Origin of the sequence: Alloalcanivorax dieselolei B5, from assembly GCF_000300005.1 — a bacterium.
Classification (GTDB): Bacteria; Pseudomonadota; Gammaproteobacteria; order Pseudomonadales; family Alcanivoracaceae; genus Alloalcanivorax; species Alloalcanivorax dieselolei.
On record NC_018691.1, the window covers coordinates 4255000 to 4276797 of the forward strand.

The following is a 21798-nucleotide window of genomic DNA, read 5'->3' on the forward strand; positions in this document are numbered from 1 at the left end:
ACGGCCGGGCCATGCCCGGCCGTGTGCTGTTTCAGCTGTCAACTTTCAACTGTCAACTATCCACTGGTTATGTCCTATCGCGGTCGCTTCGCCCCCACCCCTTCCGGCCCCCTGCATTTCGGCTCTCTGGTCACCGCTCTGGCCAGTTGGCTGGATGCCCGCTATCACCAGGGGGAGTGGCGGGTACGCATGGACGATCTGGATCCGCCACGGGAACAGCCGGGGGCGGCGGATACTATTTCGCGGCAACTGGAAGCCTTCGGATTGCATTGGGATGGGGCTCTGCTCTATCAGAGCAAGCGCGGTGACGCCTATCAGGCGGCACTCGACGCTTTGCTGGAACAGGGGCAGGCCTTTTACTGCACGCTATCACGGCAACAATTGAAAGCGCTGGGCGATGTGCACCCCGGACCTTCGGTGGCGCAGCCGCCTGGACCGGATCGTGCCGTGCGTCTGACCGTACCGGTGGCGGCGCTGTGTTTCGATGACCGTCTGCAGGGCCGGGTGTGCGCTCAGCTCGCCGAGGAGGAAGGCCCGTTCGTGATCCGCCGCCGCGACGGCCTGTTCAGTTATCAACTGGCCTGCGCGCTGGATGACCGCGATCAGGGCATCACCGATGTGGTGCGCGGAGCGGATCTGCTGACCTCCACACTACAGCAAATCCGCGTTCTGGATTGTCTCGGCGCCACCGCGCCCCGCTACGCCCATCTGCCCGTGATCCTGCAACCGGATGGTCGCGGGAAGATCAGCAAATCCATGGGTGGCGCCGCGCTGGACCCGGACCTCAAGGGACCACTCACGCATGCGGCACTGACCTGCCTGGGGCTGTCCCCGCCGACCGGGTTACAACAGGCCACGGTCACCGATCTGTTGCAATGGGCGCGGGAAAACTGGACACCGGAGCAACTGCCGCGCGGCACCGGGTTACCCGCCCCCGCGCTTTTACAAGGCGGGAAGGTCTGACGTATGCTCAACTCCAGCCGTATGCTCAATCATACTGGGCCGACCCGAGCCTGAATCGGTCGAGGCGCCCTCGCCGCCGGATTAGAGTGCATGTATACCGACCGACTACTGATTATTTTCATTTTAGGCACCTATTTGCTCTCCCCGGCCATCATCGGCTGGTGGAGCGAGGGTGGGCGCGGCTGGTATCGCCCCTACCTGATCTGGCTGGCCCTGATCGCTCTCAGCTACTGGATCGCCAAGAGCCGGGACGCGAATGACGTATAGTGTCAGCGAACTGATTCTGATCGCCTGTGGCTACCTGCTGTTTCTGTTCCTGGTGGCCTGGATCACCGAGCGAGGCTGGATCCCCTCACGTTGGGTTCGTCATCCGGTCGTTTACGTGCTGTCGCTGGGCGTCTATGCCAGTGCCTGGGCCATCTATGGTTCGGTGGGTTACGCCTATCGTTACGGCTACAATTTTCTTGCCTATTTTCTCGGTATCTCCGGGGTGTTTTTGTTGGCGCCGATCCTGCTGGCGCCAATCCTGCGTCTGACCACGACCTACCAGTTGGGCTCCCTGGCGGATCTGTTCGCTTTCCGTTATCGCAGCCGCCTGGCCGGGGCGCTGACCACGGTGATGATGGTGATCGGCATGCTGCCGTTGCTGTCACTGCAGTTAAAGGCCGTGGCGGAGTCGATCCAGATACTGACCGGGGATCCCGATCCCGCTTGGCTGGCATTCTGGTTCTGTCTGCTGATCACCCTGTTCGCCATTTTGTTCGGTGCACGCCATGCCACCGCCCGGGAACGGCATGAGGGGCTGGTCGTCGCCATCGCCACCGAATCGTTGATCAAACTGGTGGCGTTCGTAGGGGTGGCTCTGCTCGGGCTGTTCGGCGTCTTTGGTGGTCTCGGCGGCTTGAACCAGTGGCTGGACGCCAATCCGGAGATGCTCACTCGTCTTTACCAGCCTTTGCAGGACGGCACCTGGCACAGCCTGATCATGGCGTTCTTCGTCTCCGCGGTGGTGATGCCTCATATGTTCTACATGGCCTTCACCGAGAACCTCAATCCTCGAGCTCTGATCACCGCCAGTTGGGGACTGCCGCTGCTGTTTTTGATCATGGCGCTGTGTGTGCCGCTGATCCTGTGGTCCGCGCTCGCCATCGACGCGCCGACCATTCCGGATTATTTCGCTCTCGGCGTCGGCCGGGAGAACGGCCACGGCGCGGTGCTCGCCTATCTGGCCGGCCTGGCCGGCGCCAGTGGCATGTTGATCGTCGCCACGCTGGCGCTGTCCGGCATGTGTTTGAATCACCTGGTGCTGCCGGCCAGCCCCCTCAGTTCCGCCCAGGATCTGTACCGCAATCTGCTATGGACCCGGCGGGTGCTGATCGCCGCCATTCTGGCGTTGGCCTTTTTATTCTACCGGCTCACCGGCCCCAACCATTCCCTGGTGGAACTGGGGGTGTTGTCGTTCGTCGCGACACTGCAATTCGTGCCCGGCCTGATCGGGGCGCTGTTCTGGCCATCGGGCAATCGCAGCGGGCTGTTCGCCGGCATGCTGGCAGGGTTCGTGATCTGGGCGGTAGCCCTGTTGTTCCCATTGATCACGCCGCACTGGCACGCCCAGGAAGTCCTGCAGTGGCTCGGCTGGCAGTATCCGGAAGGCGCTACCCAATGGCACCGGGTGGCGCTGGCGTCGGTGAGTCTCAATGGCCTGATCTATGCAGTGGTGTCGATCGTCACCCCCATGTCCCGGGCGGAACGGTCCGCCGCCGAGGCCTGCGCGGTGGACAGCCTGCGACGCCCGTACCGCTGGGAATTGAGCGCCCAGTCCGTGGACGATTTCATCGCGTCACTGAGCGGCCCGCTGGGGCCGGTAACCGCCGCCCGTGAAGTGGAGATGGCGCTGCGGGACCTGCGCCTGAAGTATACCGAGACCCGCCCCTACGCTCTGCGGCGGCTGCGCGATCAGTTGGAGACCAACCTGTCCGGCCTGCTCGGTCCCTCCGTCGCCCATCAACTGATGGATGAAAACGTGCCCTATCGGCCGCGCGAGGGTGAGGAATCCAGCGAGGATATTCGCTTTATCGAAACCCGTCTGGAAAAGTACCGGGATCGCCTTTCCGGTCTGGCGGCGGAACTGGACAGCCTGCGCCGTTTCCACCGGCAAACCCTGCTTGAATTGCCGATGGGGGTTATTTCCCTGGGCGCCGACGGCGAGATCATCGGCTGGAACCGGGCGGTGGAAACCCTGACCGGCATCGAGGCGGAAGACACCATAGGCTCGCGCCTGGATCATCTGCCCTCTCCCTGGGGGGAACTGCTCACCGAGTTCAGCCGCGGCGAGGACGCCCACGACCCCAAACGCAGTATCGAGGTCAACGGCCAGGCTCGCTGGCTGAGTCTGCACAAATCGCTGATCCGTGGCGCCGGCCCGTCCGAACAGGCCGGCGGCCTGGTGCTGGTGCTTGAGGACATTACCGATCTGCGCCATATGGAAGCGCATCTGGCACACAACGAGCGGCTGGCCTCCATCGGCCGCCTGGCCGCCGGGGTGGCCCATGAGATCGGTAATCCGGTTACCGCCATCGCCTGTCTCGCACAAAATCTGGAAGGCGACAGCATTGATGAGGAGCAGCGCCTCAGCGGACGCCAGATCATGGAGCAGACCCGACGCATCACCCGCATCGTCGAATCACTGGTAACGTTCAGCCATTCCGGCGGCATGCGCGACGTGATTCATGGCCCGGTGCGGGTCTTCGACACCGCCGCCGAAGCCATCGCCCTGCTGCAGTTGGACCCGGACCGCCGCCAGCAACACTTCCGCAATCTCTGCGACCCGACCCATGAAGTGATGGGTGACCCGCAACGTTTGCTGCAGGTGTTCGTCAACCTGCTCAGTAACGCCTCGGACGCCAGCGAGGACGACGCCCCGATCACGGTCCGCAGCCGCCCCGAAGGCGAGAAGGTGCGTATCGAAGTCGAGGATCGCGGCCATGGCATACCGACGGAACTGCGCGATGCCCTGTTCGAACCCTTCGTCACCAGCAAACCGCCGGGCCGCGGTACGGGTCTGGGACTGGCGTTGGTTTACAGTATCATCGAAGACCATCAGGGGACGGTGCGCGTGGAGAGCCCAGTGGAGGGCGACCAAGGCACCCGGTTTATCATCGACCTGCCCGCTTATTAGAGCCTGTTTAAGGTCTATTCGCCACCGCGTTGCTGCTGGAAAAGCCGCCAGGCGGCGTCGCGGACTGCAGGCTTTGGTGGGCCAAAGGCAAAGGCCGGGGCGTCGTCTGGCGGCTTTTCCAGCGCAACCCGGAGGGCCGGGCCCACTTTCCTTAGGTGGAGAGTGCCGCCAGCCCGCGATTACGCTTGTTTATGTAGAATGACTACACTGCACAATCGGAATCACGACCTGACGACAAAATGAACTCCGGCGCGGCGGTGAATAGATCTTAAACAGGCTCTTAGAATTAGAAGGAAGGCAGTATGAGTCACATACTGATCGTGGAAGACGAGCCCGTGATTCGCGGCGCGCTACGCAAACTGCTGGAGCGGCATGATCACTCCGTGACGGAGGCGGAATCCGTGGAGCAGGCCCTGGAGAAAAGCCTGCATCAGTACGACCTGATCATCAGCGATCTGCGATTACCGGGGGAGCCGGGCACGGCCCTGATCGAACAAGCCAACCCGACGCCGGTGCTGATCATGACCAGTTACGCCAGTCTGCGTTCGGCGGTGGACGCCATGCGCCAGGGCGCGGTGGACTACATTCCCAAACCGTTCGATCACGAGGAAATGCTGCTGGCCGTGGAGCGGGTGCTGAAGGAAGGCCGGCTCAATCGCGGCAACCAGGCACTGCGCCGTGATATGGAACGCAGCTATCCGGTCAACGCCATGGTCGGTGAGTGTCAGGCCATGCGCGAGCTCAAACACCGCATCGCCCGGGTGGCGCCCACTGATACCCCGGTGCTGATCCTTGGGGAAGCCGGCACCGGCAAGGAACTGACCGCCCGCTCCATTCATGAACACAGTGACCGGGCCGGCGGCCCCTTGATTACCGTGCACTGCGCCTCCCTGCCGAAAACACTGCAACTGGATGATCTGTTCGGCAACGATGGCCAGCCCGGCCGCATTGAAGAAGCGGAAGGCGGCACCTTGTTTCTGGACGAAGTGGGCGAACTGTCCGGAGAAGCGCAGAGCCGGCTGCTGACGCTGCTGGAGCAAGGCGAGATCCATCGTCAGGACTCCCTGTCCACGCGCCGGGTGGACGTGCGCATCCTGGCCAGCAGTCAGACCGATCTGCCCACCCGGGTCACCGAGGGCGGATTCCGCCGTGACCTTTATTACCGGCTTAACGTGATGGAACTGGAAGTGCCGCCATTGCGGGCCCGCGAGCAGGATATCGAGGACCTGGCCAGCGCCCTCCTGGCCCGTGGCAGCGAGAAACTGCGGCGGCAGAACCTGTTTTTCACTCAGGAAGCGCTGGAGGCGATGCGTGGTTACAGCTGGCCGGGCAATGTGCGGGAGTTGGAAAACGTCATCGAGCGGGCCGTGATTCTCTCCGAGGAGGAAGCCATAGGCCCCGGTCAACTGGGCCTGAATCCGGATCGCGCGCCGCAACGCACCACCCGTGCCAGCCGCGCCAGCCTGGATCCCTCCGAGGATCTGTCGCTGGAAGACTACTTCACCCGCTTTGTCCTGGAAAACCAGGACAGCATGACCGAGACCGAGTTGGCCAATAAGCTCGGCATCAGCCGCAAAAGCCTGTGGGAGCGCCGCCAGCGCCTGGGCATTCCCCGTCGCAAGGGCGGCCGGCGCTGAGAGCCTGGTCCATGGAAAGCGGGTTCACTCGCGAATAGCGTGTCGTGTGTCAGCGATTATCCCATCTTTCTTTGCCAGAAACGGCTTGTGGGACCCTCCTTGTTACTCCCTCAGTCGCATTCAACGACCAAGTGTTACCTTACTACACAGGGCGGGTAACAAGAACGTTACCCCACACCCCCACCTTTGGAACTGCTTTTTCATGTTTTTTGTAAGTTGCTGATTTATAAGGATTTAACATGCTATTGCAAAGGAAAATCCATCCATGCACTATGAATCCCACGCCAGATAAACAAAACAACCAAGGCGGCAAGGCTCAAATAAGAACAAGAAAAGAAGAACAAAAAGTGGACGAGCCAAACGAGAGAAATGCCGTAACACCATGTGCGTACGGCGCAAGGCAGAAAACAACACAAACAATAACAACAACAGAATCAGCGCATAGGGCATCACAACCAAGGTTGTGGTGCCTTTTTACTTTTAAACGCCCAGCTTGCCTTCCATCTCTTTCCGTTGCAAGGCGCCGATCAATAACCTGTGGCGCGAAAAAGGTGCTACCATGCCGCCTTTCATTCAGTTAGGACGATAATCGCTCAATGGCGTCAAAGCTTCTGGAGAAACTGACCCGCCTTATTCAGTTTGGTTCCCCACGTACGCCCCGCCTTCCCAAGGCCAAGGTGATTCCCCGCGACGCCCACCCTATTTCCCGTAAACAGGTGTCCCGGGCCGCGCTCAATGTACTCTACGGACTGCATAAGGCCGGGTTCGAAGCCTATCTGGTCGGGGGATGCCTGCGGGATCTGCTATGCGGGCGGCAACCCAAGGATTTCGACGTGGTTACCGACGCCACCCCGGAGCAGGTCTACCGGCTGTTCAAGCGCAGCCGCATCATCGGCCGCCGTTTCCAGATCGTGCACGTGCGTTTCGGTGGCGAGGTCATCGAAGTGTCCACCTTCCGCGCGTTCCAGCGGGATGATGATCTGGATGACGATCAGCACCGGGCCCATGAGGAAACCGGCCTGGTGCTGCGAGACAACACCTGGGGCAACATTGAGGAAGACGCGCTGCGCCGCGACTTCACCATCAACGCCCTCTATTACAATATCGCCGATTTCGCCCTGTATGATTTCGTCAACAGCCGGCAGGACATCGAGCGCGGCATCATCCGGTTGATCGGAGATCCTCAGCAACGCTATCGCGAGGATCCGGTACGCATGCTGCGCGCCGCCCGCTTCGCCGCCAAACTGGGCTTTCAGCTGGATCGCGCCACCCGGGCGCCCATTCCTGAGATGGCGTCGCTGTTACTGCAGGTTCCGCCCGCCCGCCTGTTCGACGAAGTGCTCAAGCTGTTCCTCAGCGGTCATGCCCGGGATTCCTTTGAACAGCTGCGGAAGCTGGGTTTGTTTGCCTTTTTGTTCCCCAACACCCACGAAGCGTTGGAAAGTGAGCAGGGAGAAGTCTGGGAACGGCTGATCCTGGCCGCCATGGACAACACCGACCGGCGCCTGTCCGAGAACAAGCCGGTTACCCCGGCCTTCCTTTACGCGGTGTTTCTGTGGCCGGTGCTGGTCACACAATTGAATCGCTATCGCGAGGATGGCATTCCGCCAGCGCCGGCCTTGCATAAAGCCGCCACCTGGGCTCTTAACGAGCAAAGCCATCACACCTCGGTGCCTCGCCGCTTCTCCTCGGTGATGCGCGAAATGTGGGACCTGCAGCCGCGCCTGGACAAACGCAATGGCAAGCGGGCGGATACCCTGATGGAGCACCCCCGCTTCCGTGCCGCTTACGACTTCCTTCTGCTGCGCGAACAGGCCGGTGAAATCAAACCCGGACTGGGAGAATGGTGGACCCGCTATCAAGCCGCCGACGAGTCCCAGCAACGCGCCATGGTTCAGGATCTGGGCCAGCCCGACCGCCAAGGCGGCCGGCGGCGTCGGCGGCGCCGTCGCAGCGGGGGCGGAGGCGACAGCGAAGCATGATCGCCGTCGGTCTGGGTAGCAATCTGGATGGCCCTGTCGAGCGCGTCAGCCGTGCCCTGGAAGCCATCGCGGTATTGCCGATGACCCGCCTGCTGGCGCATTCCGCTCTCTATGACACCGCGCCGGTGGGCCCGCAGGATCAGCCCGATTTCGTCAACGCCGTGGCCTTGCTGGAAACCCGCCTGCCACCTCTGTCCCTGCTCAGCGCGTTACAGGACCTGGAAAAGGCAGCCGGGCGAGTACGGCACCGGCGCTGGGGTGAACGTACCCTGGATCTGGACCTTCTGCTGTGGCGGGACCAGACCATCCGCCTGCCCCGTCTCACCGTCCCGCATCCGGAAATGCACAAACGCGCCTTTGTTTTGCGCCCCTTGTTGGACATTGCCCCCGAAGCGCGCTTGCCCGACGGCCGCCGGCTGTCCGACTATTGGCCTGGAGTGGCGGACCAGCCACTGCGCCGTCTGCCCAACCTGGAGGAGAACCACTTTGTTGAGCCAGCGCATTCAACAGCGTCGTGAAGCCGGCAATCTGCCTCGCCTGATCGCCGTGGAAGGCCCCATCGGTGTCGGCAAGACCACTCTGACCCGACGCCTGGCGGACACTTTTGGCTTCGATACCCTGCTGGAGCAGGCGGAAGCCAATCCTTTTCTGTCCCGCTTCTATCAGGACCCGGCCCGCTACGCCTTGCAAACCGAGCTGTTTTTCCTGTTTCAGCGGGCGGAACAGTTGCGCAACCTGCACCAGCAGGAACTGTTCAGCGGCCCCTGGGTGGCGGATTTCCTGGTGGACAAGACCCGGCTGTTCGCCGAGGTGACACTGAGCGACGAAGAGTTCCCGCTCTACGACAACGTCTACAAGCACATGCTGATCGACGCCCCGACGCCGGATCTGGTGATCTATCTGCAGGCCCCCACCGCCACCCTGCGGCAGCGCGTGCTCAAACGCGGCACCGACTTCGAACAACGCATGGATCCCGGCTACCTGGAACGGCTCAACGACGCCTATACCCGTTTCTTCCATTTCTACGACGGCGCGCCGCTGTTGATCGTCAACACCGCCGACATCGATCTGGTGGAAGGGGAGCGGGACTACCAGCAACTGGTGGCCGAGTTGCTGGACATCCGCTCGGGCCGCCACTATTTTAACCCCCGGCCGCTGGGGAACCTCTGAACCGCCTTGCCTCCGAGCCCCCAAGCCCGCCCCGGGCGCCTGCCTTTACCTTCCAGGCGCCTCCGTCTATTTGTCAGGGGAGAGCCCCATGCCCGTAACCATCCGCACCCTGCAGAAGTACAAACAAGAGCACCGCAAGTTTTCGGTACTGACCGCCTATGACGCGACCTTTTCCCGGCTGATCAGCGATGCCGGCGTGGAAGCCATGCTGATCGGCGATTCCCTTGGTAATGTGGTCCAGGGACAGCAGAGCACCGTGCCGGTCACGCTGGAACAGATGGTGTATCACACGGAATGCGTGGCCCGCGGCAATCAGAACAGCCTGATCATCGCCGACGTGCCGTTCATGGGGGCCGCCACCCTGGAACGCACCCTGGACGCCGCCGCCCAATTGATGCGGGCCGGCGCCAACGTGATCAAACTGGAAGGCGGCGCCTGGCTTGAAGAAGCCGTCACCGTGCTCAAGCGCAATGGTATCCCGGTCTGCGTCCATATGGGGCTGACCCCGCAATCGGTGAACGCCTTCGGCGGCTACCGGGTACAGGGCAAGGATGAAGCCGGCGCCAAGGAACTGCTGGAAGCCGCCATCACCCTGGACCGGGCCGGAACCGCTCTGTTCGTGCTGGAATGCGTGCCGCGCGGCCTCAGCGCCGAGATCACCGCCAACGTGCAGGCGCCGGTCATCGGCATTGGTGCCGCGCCGGAGTGCGACGGCCAGGTGCTGGTGCTGCACGACATGCTCGGCCTGAACCCGAGGCCGGCGCGCTTCGTCAAGGATTTCATGGCCGACGCCGGCGACATCGCCGCCGCGATCCGCGCCTATGATCAGGCCGTCAAGGACGGCAGCTTCCCCGCCGGGGAACACTGTTTCTAAATGCCCCTCCCGGCACGAGCGTGCCGGGGCGTCTATTCATCGTGGAGGCATCCCAATGCATATCGCGGAAACCGTGAGCGCCACCCGCGACGCCATCACCGCCTGGAAACAGGCGGGCGAAACCGTGGCCCTGGTCCCCACCATGGGGAATCTGCATAACGGTCACCTCAGTCTGGTTCGTGAGGCGCGCCGGCAGGCCGACTGCGTGGTGGTCTCGGTCTTCGTCAATCCGACCCAGTTCGGCCCCGGCGAGGACTATGACGCCTACCCGCGCACCCTGGACCAGGACAGCGCACTGCTGCGGGAAGAAAAGGCTGACCTGCTGTTCATGCCCAGCGTAGACGAGATGTATCCCCTGGGCAGCAACAAGACCTGGGTGTCCGTGGACGACCTGGGGGACCATTTGTGCGGCGCCAACCGGCCGGGGCACTTCCGCGGCGTCACCACTGTTGTGAGCAAATTATTTAATATCGTGCAGCCGGATATCGCCGTCTTTGGTGAAAAGGACTTCCAGCAATTGGCGGTGATCCGCCGCATGACGGCGGAATTGATGATGCCGATCCGCATTGTCGGTGCCCCCACCGACCGTGAGGAGGACGGCCTGGCGCGCAGTTCCCGCAATGGTTTCCTGACCGCCGCGGAACGGCCCAGGGCGGCGCTGCTGCACCAGCATCTGGAGCAGGCGCGCAATGCCATCGCCACCGGGGAACGGGATTACCGGGCCCTGGAAACGCGCCTGGCCCGGGCCCTCGGCGAGCAGGGTTTTGAGGTCGATTATTTCACCGTGGCCGATGCCCACACACTGGTCCCGGCGGGCCCGCAACACCGGGATCTGGTGGTCGCCGCCGCCGCCCGGCTGGGACAACCGCGGTTGATCGACAACGTGACGATTTCGTTACTTAACACATAAAAAAGCACGGATTTGGCGGTTCCGCGGCGCCTTGTATGTGACCAGTGATTCATGCATACTGCCGCCCCGCAGACAGCCTGCCCAGGCCGTCCGTGGCTTGTTCAGAGAGGTACCCGATATGCAGTGCACCATGCTGAAAGCCAAGCTGCACCAGGCTCGCATTACCCACGCGGAACTGGAGTATGAAGGCTCCTGCGCCATCGATGGCAATCTGCTGGATATGGCCGGCATTCTCGAGTATGAGCAAATCCAGATCTATAATCTGGATAACGGCGAGCGTTTTGAAACTTACGCCATTCGCGCGGAAGAAGGATCCAAGATCATCTCCGTCAATGGTGCCGCCGCCCATAAAGCCCAACCTGGCCATCGCGTGATTATTTGCGCTTACGCCAGCTACGGCAGCTCAGAGCTGATTAACTTCAAGCCGCGGCTGATTTACGTCGGCGAAGGCAACGAAGTCAAAGGCTCCAGCAACGCGATCCCGGTACAAGTCGCCTGATTGTTGCGCGCCACGTACGCGCCCGTACCCTGATTCGCCTACGCCGGCCCCGAGGCCGGCGTTTTTGTTTGTCATGTTCACGGCCATTGTGCGGAAACGGCCCGCGAACCGCGATCCCCTCATCGACCTACCCCCAAAGTATCCCCCACCCTTGCGCCAAAGGGAGTTAGACCATAGTTTAATTCCTGTGCGTTCCTTTGCCGCGCCATAATGCGGCCGCACTTTCACCTCACCCGACCCTTGTCATCACCATCGCCCAAGGGCGTGTCCCGACCCGGGGCGGGTGCGGACAATGTCTAACAACAAGCCACCGGCGAGCAGTATGGAAGGAGGCCGCAATGTCCGAGCATAAAATCCACCCGGTTCCGGAGTCATTCAAGCGTCAGACCCTCATGGACCGCGACACCTATGAGCGCTGGTACGCACAATCCGTCGACGATCCGGAAACCTTCTGGGCGGCCCGCGCCGAAGAGCTGCTGCACTGGCATACCCGCTGGGATACCGTCAGCGACTGGGATTTCAAGGAAGGTCGCGCGGCCTGGTTCGCCGGTGGCAAACTGAACGCCTGTTACAACTGCGTCGATCGTCATCTGCCGCAACGCGCCAACCAGACCGCCATCATCTGGGAAGGCGACGAGCCGGACCAGGACAAGCACATCAGCTACCAGGAATTGTTCGAGCAGGTCAGCAAGCTGGCCAATGTACTGCGCGGCCGCGGCGTCAAAAAGGGCGACCGGGTGGTGATTTACATGCCCATGATTCCGGAAGCCGCCTACGCCATGCTCGCCTGCGCCCGTATCGGCGCCATCCACTCGGTGGTTTTCGGCGGCTTCTCACCGGAAGCCCTCAAGGACCGTATCAACGATGCTGACGCCTGTGCCGTCATCACCGCCGATGAAGGCGTGCGCGGCGGCCGCACGGTACCGCTGAAACAGAACGCCGACAAAGCGATGAATGGCCAATCCAGCGTCCACAGTTGCGTGGTGGTACAACGCACCGGTGGCAACGTGGATTGGAACGACAGCCGTGACCTCTGGTATCACGAAGCCATGGCGCAGGCTGACCCGCGGTGCGAACCGGAATGGATGGACTCCGAGGATCCGTTGTTCACCCTCTACACCTCCGGCTCCACCGGCAAGCCCAAAGGCGTGGTACACAGCACCGCCGGCTATCTGCTGCAAAGCGCGCTGACCCACAAATACGTATTCGACTATCACGACGGTGACATCTACTGGTGTACCGCCGACGTGGGCTGGGTTACCGGCCACAGCTATATCGTTTATGGTCCGCTGGCCAATGGCGCCACCACCCTGATGTTCGAGGGCGTGCCCACCTACCCGGACGCCTCCCGTTGTTGGCAAGTGGTGGACAAGCACAAAGTAAACATCTTCTACACCGCGCCCACCGCCATTCGCGCGCTGATGGGACTCGGCGACGAGCCCGTCACCAAGACGTCGCGGCAGAGTCTGAAGTTGCTGGGAACGGTGGGCGAGCCGATCAACCCGGAAGCCTGGGAGTGGTACTACAAAGTGGTGGGCGAGGAGCGCTGCCCGATCGTGGACACCTGGTGGCAGACCGAGACCGGCGCCATCATGATCGCCCCGCTACCCGGTGCCGTGGATCTGAAACCGGGCTCCGCCACCCTGCCCATGTTCGGCGTACAGCCGGCCCTGATGGACCCGGACGGCAAGGAGCTGGACGGCGCCACTTCCGGCAACCTGGTGATCAAAGCGAGCTGGCCGAGCCAGATCCGTACCGTTTACGGCGATCATCAGCGCATGATCGACACCTACTTCAGCGCCTATCCGGGTTACTACTTCACCGGTGACGGCGCCCGCCGCGACGAAGACGGCTATTACTGGATCACCGGCCGGGTCGACGACGTATTGAACGTGTCCGGCCACCGCCTCGGCACCGCCGAGATCGAGTCCGCTCTGGTGCTGCACAAGAGCATCGCCGAGGCCGCCGTGGTGGGTTATCAGCACGACGTCAAAGGCCAGGGCATCTACGCCTATGTGTCCTTGATGGCCGGCGCCACGGGCAGCGAGGAGTTGATCGAGGAACTGCGCAAGCTGGTCACCGAGGAAATCGGCCCGATCGCCAAGCCGGATCTGATCCACTTCGCGCCCGGGCTGCCCAAGACCCGTTCCGGCAAAATCATGCGCCGCATCCTGCGCAAGATCGCCGCCGATGAGCTCGACAGCCTGGGGGACACCTCCACTCTGGCGGATCCCGGCGTGGTCGACCAGTTGATCGAAACCCGCCGCAACCGCTAAGGCGGATCGGCATCACCGTTAGCCTGTCTCCCGGCCCCGGTACAGTCAGGGGCCGGGCTTTTTAAGCGGCCGGAAGCACCACCTGTCACGAATACTGTCACGGATAGTTCAGATACAGAATGGTCGGCGTATTGACGGCCTGACTGACGATGGTTTCCGCATTCCCCGTGATGACGCTGCCATCGAGCCGGTGCCAGCTCATGTGGGGGCTGGGAGTGTTCATCAACACCATCGGATCCGCCACTTCCTGCCTGATCCGCTCGCAACTGGACACCACCGCCTCATTTCCGGTAACGGCACTCACGCCAACCTCACAGGTCGCCACCGCGATTCTGCCATGGAAGCGTATCTTCCCGTCGCTGGCGTAGCCCTGCGGCATCAGCAGTGCACACAGCACCCCAACACCCCATCGCCAAGAAAGCCATCGTAGCGGTCGCCCGGCGCCGCCGCCTTTTTCCCTTAAAATCCGTCCGGCTCTCGGCTCATCCTGTCTTTTCCCCTGATCCCACTGCGTCGCGTCCATGTCACTCCCCTCGCTCCGTTGGTTATTATTTCGTGATACATGTCACTTTTTTATGGGCGCCGCTCCAATCGACACCCTGACAGGTCGATCAACGAAATAATCAGCGTTTCATTAAGCGCACCGGCCAGCCCGAAGCCCGCCCCGACGCGGCTCCGCCTTTATTTTCAGGCATTTTCGCCCGTTTTCATTTATTCACATTCATGACTCTAATGGAAAAACAAAGGGAGAAAAAACCAATATATGTCCTTTTTTAAACCAAATTGGCATTAAAAAATAAATCCTTTATAGCCATAAAAAATAATTAAAGGTTTTCCAAAAGCTGCCGATATCTTATTTTCTATGGCGGCAGTAATACCGGCCTTAAAATTGGCAACAACTCTTTCGGTTTTTTAAAGCAAGGAGCGAGAGGATTGTTCTTTGTTTGAGGGGAGAGGTGACCAGAGGCGGCAGCTAAACTGTCGCCGGCTGCTGACGCCGCAGTAACAATACCAGCGGAATGGCCGCCATATTAATCCACATAAGCAAGCGGAAATCGTTCATGTAACTGATCTCCGCGGCCTGACTCAACAGGGTGTGATACACCTGGGCGGGCACCCCGGACACCAGATCCTTCATCGGCAATCCCTGGGCAATCCAGGCCTTCAGTTGCAGCTGCTCGCCCAGCTGTTGCTCGTTGATCCACAGATTGCGGGTCAACATGGCGGTCATGATCGAGATACCAACGCTGGAACCGAGGTTGCGGGAAAGGGAGAACAATGACGTACCCTCGGTCCGCAACGAAGGCGCCAGGGTGGCATAGGTCAACGCGGAGGCCGGCACGAACACCAGGCCAAGCCCCAGTCCTTGCAGCACCCCGGTCCAGATCAGATCGCTCTGCGAAACCTGCAAGGTGAAGCCCGCCATCTGATATAACGACAGGCTGGTCAGACATAACCCGGTGATCACCAGGGCCCGGGGATCCAGGCGGGTACGCATCAAACGCCCCACCAGCATCATCGACACCATCGACCCGAGCCCTCTGGGGGCCAGTACGATGCCGGTGGTGGCGGCGGGGTAATCCTTCCACTGCTGCAGAAACGGCGGCAGCAGTGCCATGGTGGCGAGCAGGATGATCCCCACCACGAAAATGAACACCACACCGGTGACGAAATTGCGGTCCCGAAACAACGCCATATTGATAAAAGGCGCTTTATGGGTCAGCGAGTGCACCACGAACAGATACAGGCCCGCCAGCGCCAGCACCGCCTCGATCTGGATCTCAAGACTGCCAAACCATTTCAGGTGTTCGCCCCGGTCCAGCATCAACTGGAAGGCACCGATGGCCAGAGCGAGCAAGGCAAAACCGGTAAGGTCAAATCGGGTTTTCCGGATTTCCGTGTCCGGCACACTGAGCCAGATCCCCAGATAGGCCAGCAAGCCAAACGGCAAGTTGATGTAGAACACCCAGCGCCAGCTGTACCATTCGGTCAGCCAGCCTCCCAGTGTCGGGCCGAGGATTGGCCCGACCATCACCCCAACCCCCCAGACCGCCATGGCCTGCCCGTGCTTTTCCACCGGATAGGAGTCCAGTAGCACCGCCTGGGACAGCGGCACCAGGGCCGCGCCGAAGATACCCTGCAAAATACGGAACGCCACCATCTGTTCCAGCGAGGTGGACAGGCCGCACAGACCGGACGCCACGGTAAACCCGGCCACCGACCACAGGAACACCTGGCGCCGGCCGATACGCGACGTCACGAAGCCCACCGCCGGGGTCATGATGGCGCAAGCCACGATGTAGGAGGTCAGGACCCAGGTAATCTGGTCGGTGCTGGCGGAGAGGCTGCCCTGCATATGTGGCAGGGCCACATTGGCAATGGTGGTATCGAGCACCTGCATCACCGTCGCCAGCATGATACTGGCGGTGACCAGACGCTGGTCCTCGATACGCGTCATATTACTGCGCCTGTGCGGTTTGTTGCTCCGGCTCGTCACCGGTGTCGATGCTCACCTCGGCGCTCATTCCGGCGCGCAGGATCGGCTGGCCATCCTTGGGTAACAAACGCAGCCGCACGGGGAGCCGCTGAACCACTTTCACCCAGTTGCCGCTGGCATTCTGCGGAGGAATCAGCGCAAACTCGGAACCGGTGGCCGGACTCAGACTGATGACTTCCGCTTCCCACTTCACCCCCGGGAAGGTGTCCACTTCCACTTCCGCTGTCTGCCCCGGCACGATTCGGGTCAGTTGGGTTTCCTTGAGGTTCGCTTCCACCCACAACGTATCGGTCTTCGACAAGGAAATGATCGGCACCGCGGCGTTCACCCGTTCCCCCACCATCGGCACTTCGCCACCGACGATGCCGGAGGCCGGGGCGATGACCTGGCACTGGGACAGATCGTATTCCGCCTGCTCCAGCTTGGCGGTGGCGGCCTGATAATCCGGGTGGTCCTCCACCGCCATATCAGGGCCGCCCGCCAGTTGCGCCCGCAAGCTGACCAGACGCTGTTCCGCCACGGAGCCGTTGGCGCGGGCCTGGTCCAGTTTCTGCCGCGCGCTGTCCAACTGTGCCTCGGACACCGAACTGCGCCTCATGCGCTGCAAACGTTGCAGCTCACGCCGGTAATAGGACACATCACGGTTGGCCTGATCCCGCTCCGCCGTGGCCTGGGCATAATCGCCCCGCAACGACAGGATGCGGTTGCGCACCGCTTGCTGATCCGCTCGTGCTTCGGCAACGGCGATGCGAAACGGCCGGGGGTCCACTTCCGCCAGCACCTGCCCCTTCTCCACCACCTGATTGCGTTCCACGTTCACCGCCACCAACTGTCCGCTGACGTTGGCGGCCAGGGACAACATGTCGATCTTGATGTAGGCGTTATCCGTGCTGACGTAGCGCTGGCCGCCAAAAATCAGCCACAGGATCAGCACCACCGCCACCAGCAAGCCCAAGCCCATGCCCAGACGGCGGGTTCGTTGTATCGAGGTCACTCTAGTCTCCCTGGTCCGGGCGATCACACAAGTTGGCACGCATGGCGGCCAGAATCCGGATGAGCGTGTCGATATCCGCAGGCGCCAATCCCGCAAAAGCCCGCGCACGGGTTTGTTCGGCCAGTTCCTTCAATCGTTCCAGCGCTGGCCGGGCCTGGTCGGTCAGAAACAACAACCGGCGCCGTCGATCGGACGGATCCGGGCGCCGCTCCACCAGGCCTTCCGCTTCCAACTGGTCCACTTGGCGGGTCAGCGAGATGGGCGCCAGATCCATCACTTCGGCAAGGGCGGCCTGATGCAGGCCCTGCCGCCGGGAAAGCTGCCAGAGCACCTGCCAGCGCGCCCGGCTCAGGCCCTGCTCCCGGGCCCGACGATCGAAGTCCCGCCGCATCATGCGCGCCACATCGTTCAGACTCATCCCAACCGTGGTGTCCGTTCCGCCCATGCTCACTACTCGGATAACAACCTTAAACAGGCTCTCATTGTAAGCATGCTTATGAATTTGGCAATAGGGTCAAATAGTTTGACCCATATCCACGCCCGCACCGGAGACAGCCACAGCCAACCCCGGTAGACTGCGCACCTCGCGAGCACCGGCGTCGAGGACAATGCAATGCTGACCAATGCGGTGGTGATATCGGTTCTGGTTCTGATGGGCCTGAGCCTGGCACGCCTGAATGTGGTTCTGGCGCTGGTATGCGCCGCCCTCACCGCCGGCCTGTTCAGCGGCCTGCCCCTGAATGACACCCTGAACCTGTTCACCGAAGGGCTGGGCGGCGGCGCTCCGATTGCTCTCAGCTACGCTTTACTGGGCGCCTTCGCGGTGGGCATCGCCCGATCCGGCGTCACCGAATGGCTGGCGGCACGGCTGATCCGCCGTCTCGGCAGCACCCCCGATCCCGGGCAACTGCGGCGGCTGCGCAACCTGATTATTCTGGTCCTGCTGGGCGCCGCGGTCATCAGCCAGAATCTGATCCCCGTGCACATCGCCTTCATCCCCATCCTGGTGCCGCCCCTGCTCGGCGTCATGGCCCGGCTCAGGTTGGACCGGCGGCTGGCCGCCTGTGTGCTGACGTTCGGCCTGATCACACCCTACATGGTGCTGCCGGTGGGTTTTGGCAGTCTGTTTCTCTACAAACAGCTGGAACCCAGCCTGGCCCAGGCCGGTCTCGATCTGGCAAAGGAGCAAATCCCCCAGGCCATGCTGCTGCCGGCCGGCGGCATGGTGGCGGGCCTGCTCCTGGCGCTGTGGAGGTTTCGCAAACCCCGGGATTATCGGCCGGTAACCTTGCCCGGCGAAGACCATCAGGCACGGTTATCCCCGCGTACGCTTGTGGTGGCGGCGCTCGCGCTGGGCAGCGCGGTGAGCCTGCAACTGCTCACCGACTCCATTGTGCTGGGCGCACTGGCCGGCTTTCTGCTGTTCACCGCGGGGGGCGTGGTGCCCTGGCGGGAATCCCAGGACGCCTTCACTCAAGGCGTGAAGATGATGTCCTTGATCGGCTTCATCATGATCGCCGCCAACGGCTACGCGGCGGTGGTGAAAGGGAGCGGGCAGGTACCGTTGCTGGTGGAGGCCGTCACCGGCCAATTGAACAGTCCCGGCGTGGCGGCGGCGGGCCTGTTGCTGCTGGGGTTATTCATCACCCTCGGCATCGGCTCCTCGTTCTCCACCATCCCGATTATCGCCACCTTGTATGTGCCACTGTGTCTGGCGCTGGGATTTTCCCCTCTGGCCACCGCGGCCCTGGTAGGCAGCGCGGCGGCACTCGGAGACGCCGGCTCACCGGCCTCGGATTCAACGCTGGGCCCCACAGCGGGGCTCAACGCCGACGGCCAGCATGACCATATCCGGGACACCGTGATGCCAACCTTTGTGTTCTATAACCTGCCATTACTGGTGGCGGGCTGGACCGCCGCCATGGTGTTGTAGCCGGCGGATCAGCCCTGCACCATTTGGTCAGGCATTAAAAAAGTTCATCGCGGTTTGACGGGATTTGGCATTGCCCTCCATCAGGGACAGCGGGATGGAGAGGGCATCCTCTCCCCTCTCCGGAAAGGTCCGTCGTCGTTGGAGTCCGGAACGCGGCGGTTCACTCGAAGCGGGTCTGCACGGAGGCCTTCCGGGCCCCGATGGAGACTCTCATTCCCGTCATTCCGCGATGAACCATTAAAAAGGCCCGCATCCGCGGGCCTTTTTAATTTCGACTGAACTCCCGAAAGAGTGCGATTAAGCGCAATCAGCCTTCTTTCGCTTCCTTCATGGACAGCTTGATGCGGCCACGCTGGTCCACATCCAGCACTTTCACCCGGATCACATCCCCTTCCTTCACGTAATCGGAGACCTTCTCCACACGTTCTTCGGCGATCTGGGAAATGTGCAGAAGCCCTTCGGTACCGGGCATGATGCGCACGAAAGCACCGAAATCCACCACACGGGTCACTTCGCCTTCGTAGATTTTGTCCACTTCGGCCTCGGCGGTGATTTCCTCGATGCGGCGCTGCGCTTCCAGGGCCGCTTCGCGGGTCTCGCCGTAGATCTTGATGCTGCCGTCGTCCTCGATGTCGATGGTACAGCTGGTTTCCTCGGTCAGAGCCCGGATCACCGCGCCACCTTTACCGATCACATCGCGGATTTTCTCCGAATTGATCTTCATGGTGAGCAGGGTCGGCGCATTGTCGGAAACCTCGTCACGGGACACGGAGATCGCCTTGGCCATTTCGCCGAGGATATGCAGTCGGCCGCGCTGAGCTTGCTCCAGCGCTTTCTCCATGATCTCTTCGGTGATGCCCTCGATCTTGATATCCATCTGCAGCGCGGTCACGCCGCGCTCGGTCCCGGCCACTTTGAAGTCCATGTCACCCAGGTGGTCCTCGTCACCGAGGATGTCGGACAACACCGCGAAACGGCCGTCCTCTTCCTTCACCAGGCCCATGGCGATACCGGCCACCGGGGCGCTCAGAGGCACACCAGCGTCCATCAGCGCCATGGAGGTGCCACACACACTGGCCATGGAGGAGGAGCCGTTGGACTCGGTGATCTCGGAGACCACCCGGATGGTGTAAGGGAAATCCTTCTCGTTCGGCACCACCGCTTCCACACCGCGACGGGCGAGACGGCCGTGACCGATCTCACGGCGCTTGGGAGAGCCGATCATGCCGGTTTCGCCCACGCAGTACGGGGGGAAGTTGTACTGCAGCATGAAGTGGTCCTGACGGGAACCTTCCAGAGCGTCGATGAACTGGGCATCACGCATACCACCCAGGGTGGCGGTAACGATGGCCTGGGTCTCACCACGGGTAAACAGGGCGGAACCATGGGTTTTGTTGAGAAAACCGACTTTACAGTCAATCGCGCGAACCTGATCCAGGGCGCGACCGTCGATACGTGATTTACCGGACAATACCCCTTCACGCACCACGTTCTTCTCGATCTTGCCGAACAGGCTTTTCACTTCGCCGGCTTCCGGGCTGTTCTCGTCGTCAGTGACGAACTCGGCCACGCAAGCGTCACGCAGCTCACCCACCTTGGTGTAGCGCGCCTGCTTTTCGGTGATGGTGTACGCCTCGGCCAGGGCGCCTTCGTACTTGGCTTTGATCGCGGCTTTCAGCTCGGCGTTTTCCGCCGGCGCCTGCCACTCCCAAGCCGGGGCGCCCACTTCCTGGGCAAATGCCTTGATGCCCTGGATAACGGTTTGCATTTCCTGGTGGCCGTAAAGCACGGCGCCCAGCATCTGGTCCTCGCTCAGCTCCTGGGCTTCGGACTCCACCATCAGCACGGCCGGCTCGGTACCCGCCACCACCAAGTTGAGCAGGGAATCTTCCAGCTCGGAGTAGCTGGGGTTGAGCAGGTACATACCGTCCTTGAAGCCCACCCGGGCGGCGCCGATCGGGCCGTTGAACGGAATACCGGAAATGGCCAGAGCGGCGGAAGTGCCGATCATGGCGGCGATGTCCGGATCCTGGTTCTTGTTGGAGGACATGACGGTGGCAACGATCTGCACTTCGTTCATGAAACCGTTGGGGAACAGCGGCCGGATCGGGCGATCGATCAGGCGGCAGGTGAGGGTCTCCTTCTCGCTGGGACGACCTTCACGCTTGAGAAATCCACCGGGAATACGGCCGGTGGAATAGGTTTTTTCCTGGTAGTTCACGGTCAACGGGAAAAAGCCCTTACCGGGATCCGCTTCTTTCTTGCCTACCACGGTCACCAGGACCTGGGTGTCACCGATGGTGACCATAACGGCGGCGGTGGCCTGACGGGCGATTTGCCCGGTTTCCAGCACCACGGTATCCGCGCCGTATTGAATCTCTTTGCGCACTATATTGAACATATCTCTCGTCTCTTCTCTTCACTCTTCCATCAGTCTTTGCCAGGGCATCATAACCCTGGCTCCGTGGGCGCCATAGCCTTCATTCACCATGGATCGTCCCGGCATTCATCACTGCTTTTTCGGTACGCCAAAAACAACAGAAGCCCGGCATGGCCGAGCTTCCGTCGTGAATCGAACATGACCAGGGCTTAGCGACGCAGCCCCAGACGCTCGATCAACTGCAGGTAGCGGCTACGATCCTTGCCAGCCAGGTAATCCAGCAGCTTACGGCGCTGGTTAACCATGCGGATCAGACCACGACGGCTGTGGTGGTCCTTGTTGTGGGCCTTGAAGTGACCCTGCAGCTGGTTGATGTTCTCGGTCAGCAGGGCAACCTGCACTTCCGGGGAACCAGAGTCCCCTTCCTTACGACCGAATTCCTTCAGGATTTCCGCTTTCTTTTCGACGCTCAAAGCCATTTCATACACTCCAATATGCAATATTG

At 61.5% G+C, this 21798-nt stretch carries 18 protein-coding genes; 12 read left to right on the forward strand and 6 right to left on the reverse strand.

Annotated elements, in window-relative coordinates:
- Positions 1 to 69 precede the first annotated feature (69 nt).
- The 11 genes from gluQRS to acs all read left to right on the forward strand — a co-directional run bounded on the left by gluQRS (position 70) and on the right by acs (position 13489).
- The gene (gene gluQRS / locus B5T_RS19040) at positions 70 to 963 is read left to right on the forward strand and encodes a tRNA glutamyl-Q(34) synthetase GluQRS (RefSeq protein ID WP_014996151.1); all 894 of its coding nucleotides are present in this window, start codon (positions 70 to 72) and stop codon (positions 961 to 963) included.
- A gap of 90 nt (positions 964 to 1053) precedes the next feature.
- Positions 1054 to 1230 carry a hypothetical protein gene (locus B5T_RS23435; RefSeq protein ID WP_014996152.1) on the forward strand — a complete coding sequence of 59 codons (177 nt, stop codon included), beginning with the start codon at positions 1054 to 1056 and terminating at the stop codon, positions 1228 to 1230.
- On the forward strand, positions 1220 to 4141 hold the full coding sequence (locus tag B5T_RS19050) for a sensor histidine kinase (protein WP_014996153.1): 2922 nt from the start codon (positions 1220 to 1222) through the stop codon (positions 4139 to 4141). Before B5T_RS23435 ends, B5T_RS19050 begins: the two co-directional genes overlap by 11 nt.
- A 302-nt stretch (positions 4142 to 4443) precedes the next feature.
- The gene (locus tag B5T_RS19055) at positions 4444 to 5778 is read left to right on the forward strand and encodes a sigma-54-dependent transcriptional regulator (protein WP_014996154.1); all 1335 of its coding nucleotides are present in this window, start codon (positions 4444 to 4446) and stop codon (positions 5776 to 5778) included.
- A gap of 596 nt (positions 5779 to 6374) precedes the next feature.
- On the forward strand, positions 6375 to 7760 hold the full coding sequence (gene pcnB / locus B5T_RS19060) for a polynucleotide adenylyltransferase PcnB (RefSeq protein ID WP_014996155.1): 1386 nt from the start codon (positions 6375 to 6377) through the stop codon (positions 7758 to 7760).
- Positions 7757 to 8278, forward strand: a complete 522-nt coding sequence (folK, locus tag B5T_RS23305) for a 2-amino-4-hydroxy-6-hydroxymethyldihydropteridine diphosphokinase (protein WP_014996156.1) — start codon at positions 7757 to 7759, stop codon at positions 8276 to 8278. The genes pcnB and folK overlap by 4 nt, the downstream gene beginning before the upstream one ends.
- Entirely contained in the window at positions 8250 to 8930 is a 681-nt protein-coding gene (locus tag B5T_RS23310) for a deoxynucleoside kinase (RefSeq protein WP_014996157.1), read from the forward strand. Before folK ends, B5T_RS23310 begins: the two co-directional genes overlap by 29 nt.
- Before the next feature lie 88 nt (positions 8931 to 9018).
- Positions 9019 to 9804, forward strand: a complete 786-nt coding sequence (panB, locus tag B5T_RS19075) for a 3-methyl-2-oxobutanoate hydroxymethyltransferase (RefSeq protein ID WP_014996158.1) — start codon at positions 9019 to 9021, stop codon at positions 9802 to 9804.
- 55 nt (positions 9805 to 9859) lie between these two features.
- A complete protein-coding gene (gene panC / locus B5T_RS19080; RefSeq protein WP_014996159.1) occupies positions 9860 to 10714 on the forward strand; it encodes a pantoate--beta-alanine ligase in 855 nt (284 codons plus the stop codon).
- Between the two features lie 118 nt (positions 10715 to 10832).
- The gene (gene panD, locus B5T_RS19085) at positions 10833 to 11213 is read left to right on the forward strand and encodes an aspartate 1-decarboxylase (protein WP_014996160.1); all 381 of its coding nucleotides are present in this window, start codon (positions 10833 to 10835) and stop codon (positions 11211 to 11213) included.
- 338 nt (positions 11214 to 11551) lie between these two features.
- Positions 11552 to 13489 (forward strand): acetate--CoA ligase, encoded by a 1938-nt coding sequence (gene acs, locus B5T_RS19090; protein WP_014996161.1) that lies wholly within the window; start codon positions 11552 to 11554, stop codon positions 13487 to 13489.
- Positions 13490 to 13586: 97 nt separating this feature from the next.
- Here acs and B5T_RS19095 read toward each other — a convergent pair whose 3' ends face one another.
- From B5T_RS19095 to B5T_RS19110, 4 genes are all read right to left on the reverse strand, one after another.
- Entirely contained in the window at positions 13587 to 13886 is a 300-nt protein-coding gene (locus B5T_RS19095) for a hypothetical protein (protein WP_041717131.1), read from the reverse strand.
- A 576-nt stretch (positions 13887 to 14462) separates the two neighbouring features.
- Positions 14463 to 15947 (reverse strand): DHA2 family efflux MFS transporter permease subunit, encoded by a 1485-nt coding sequence (locus B5T_RS19100; RefSeq protein ID WP_014996163.1) that lies wholly within the window; start codon positions 15945 to 15947, stop codon positions 14463 to 14465.
- Position 15948: 1 nt separating this feature from the next.
- The gene (locus B5T_RS19105; RefSeq protein WP_014996164.1) at positions 15949 to 16980 is read right to left on the reverse strand and encodes an HlyD family secretion protein; all 1032 of its coding nucleotides are present in this window, start codon (positions 16978 to 16980) and stop codon (positions 15949 to 15951) included.
- 1 nt (position 16981) lies between these two features.
- A complete protein-coding gene (locus B5T_RS19110) occupies positions 16982 to 17398 on the reverse strand; it encodes a MarR family winged helix-turn-helix transcriptional regulator (RefSeq protein WP_014996165.1) in 417 nt (138 codons plus the stop codon).
- A gap of 195 nt (positions 17399 to 17593) precedes the next feature.
- On the opposite strand from B5T_RS19110, the gene B5T_RS19115 reads away from it, so the two are divergent.
- Positions 17594 to 18913, forward strand: coding sequence for a Na+/H+ antiporter family protein (locus tag B5T_RS19115; protein ID WP_014996166.1), 1320 nt, complete (start codon positions 17594 to 17596; stop codon positions 18911 to 18913).
- A gap of 307 nt (positions 18914 to 19220) precedes the next feature.
- On the opposite strand, the gene pnp is transcribed toward B5T_RS19115, so the two are convergent.
- Together pnp and rpsO are read right to left on the reverse strand one after the other, a co-directional pair.
- The gene (pnp, locus tag B5T_RS19120; protein WP_014996167.1) at positions 19221 to 21314 is read right to left on the reverse strand and encodes a polyribonucleotide nucleotidyltransferase; all 2094 of its coding nucleotides are present in this window, start codon (positions 21312 to 21314) and stop codon (positions 19221 to 19223) included.
- A gap of 188 nt (positions 21315 to 21502) precedes the next feature.
- Complete coding sequence (rpsO, locus tag B5T_RS19125) at positions 21503 to 21772, reverse strand: 30S ribosomal protein S15 (protein ID WP_014996168.1); 270 nt, start codon at positions 21770 to 21772, stop codon at positions 21503 to 21505.
- Positions 21773 to 21798: the final 26 nt, after the last annotated feature.

What these genes read in the sequence shown, in the direction of transcription:
- gluQRS (WP_014996151.1), top strand. Translation starts at nt 70, where the DNA reads ATGTCCTATCGCGGTCGCTTCGCCCCCACCCCTTCCGGCCCCCTGCAT.
- B5T_RS23435 (WP_014996152.1), top strand. Translation starts at nt 1,054, where the DNA reads ATGTATACCGACCGACTACTGATTATTTTCATTTTAGGCACCTATTTG.
- B5T_RS19050 (WP_014996153.1), top strand. Translation starts at nt 1,220, where the DNA reads ATGACGTATAGTGTCAGCGAACTGATTCTGATCGCCTGTGGCTACCTG.
- B5T_RS19055 (WP_014996154.1), top strand. Translation starts at nt 4,444, where the DNA reads ATGAGTCACATACTGATCGTGGAAGACGAGCCCGTGATTCGCGGCGCG.
- pcnB (WP_014996155.1), top strand. Translation starts at nt 6,375, where the DNA reads ATGGCGTCAAAGCTTCTGGAGAAACTGACCCGCCTTATTCAGTTTGGT.
- folK (WP_014996156.1), top strand. Translation starts at nt 7,757, where the DNA reads ATGATCGCCGTCGGTCTGGGTAGCAATCTGGATGGCCCTGTCGAGCGC.
- panB (WP_014996158.1), top strand. Translation starts at nt 9,019, where the DNA reads ATGCCCGTAACCATCCGCACCCTGCAGAAGTACAAACAAGAGCACCGC.
- panC (WP_014996159.1), top strand. Translation starts at nt 9,860, where the DNA reads ATGCATATCGCGGAAACCGTGAGCGCCACCCGCGACGCCATCACCGCC.
- panD (WP_014996160.1), top strand. Translation starts at nt 10,833, where the DNA reads ATGCAGTGCACCATGCTGAAAGCCAAGCTGCACCAGGCTCGCATTACC.
- acs (WP_014996161.1), top strand. Translation starts at nt 11,552, where the DNA reads ATGTCCGAGCATAAAATCCACCCGGTTCCGGAGTCATTCAAGCGTCAG.
- B5T_RS19100 (WP_014996163.1), bottom strand. Translation starts at nt 15,947, where the DNA reads ATGACGCGTATCGAGGACCAGCGTCTGGTCACCGCCAGTATCATGCTG.
- B5T_RS19110 (WP_014996165.1), bottom strand. Translation starts at nt 17,398, where the DNA reads ATGAGTCTGAACGATGTGGCGCGCATGATGCGGCGGGACTTCGATCGT.
- B5T_RS19115 (WP_014996166.1), top strand. Translation starts at nt 17,594, where the DNA reads ATGCTGACCAATGCGGTGGTGATATCGGTTCTGGTTCTGATGGGCCTG.
- pnp (WP_014996167.1), bottom strand. Translation starts at nt 21,314, where the DNA reads ATGTTCAATATAGTGCGCAAAGAGATTCAATACGGCGCGGATACCGTG.
- rpsO (WP_014996168.1), bottom strand. Translation starts at nt 21,772, where the DNA reads ATGGCTTTGAGCGTCGAAAAGAAAGCGGAAATCCTGAAGGAATTCGGT.